Below are 629 nucleotides of genomic sequence, written 5' to 3'. Positions count from 1 at the left end.
ATCGCGGATAACGGATACTTAAGCTACAACGCTCAAGGCATATTAACCGATGCCATCACTGACAATGCGACGTTAGGTGGTAACGATACGGTCACGCTAGGAATTGGGACTAATGTAGTACTCGGCGGTAACGGCAGTGACGTGATCACCACAGCAGGTGGAGATGATCAAATCATCGGTGATAACGGTCAGTTTACTTATGATGCTCAGGGCGTGATCACTCAAGCGAAAACCACGGACCTTTCTCAAGGTGCTGCTGATGTTATTTCAGCCGGTGACGGGGTTAACCTCGTATTGGGTGGCCAAGGTGGCGACACGATCACCACAGGAAACGGCAACGATGTCGTCATTGGTGATAATGGTCAAATAGATTTGGTTAACGGTATACGCCGAGAAGTGTTTAGTACCGATACGACCAATGGGACTGGTGGAAACGATGTCATTTCAGTCGGTGCTGGTGATGATCAAGTTATCGCAGGTGTGGGTAACGACAGTGTTACTAACGCTGCTGGTGAAACGATCATTATTGGTGACGATGGACAAATCAGCAGCGATGCTTCAGGTCGCTATACCTTAGCAAAAACTGGCGACATTACGATTGGTGGTAATGATAGCATTGTTGGCGGATC

General features: G+C 48.2%; 1 protein-coding gene. It reads left to right on the top strand.

The features are described 5' to 3' along the window. Window positions 1–629 (top strand): calcium-binding protein (locus ACP45E_RS00415; RefSeq protein WP_426510356.1); only part of this gene is annotated, 629 nt, incomplete at both ends.

It is taken from the genome of Vibrio genomosp. F10 str. 9ZD137 (assembly GCF_049974785.1).
In the GTDB taxonomy this organism is placed as follows: domain Bacteria; phylum Pseudomonadota; class Gammaproteobacteria; order Enterobacterales; family Vibrionaceae; genus Vibrio.
This window is presented reverse-complemented; position numbering and strand designations above follow the sequence as displayed.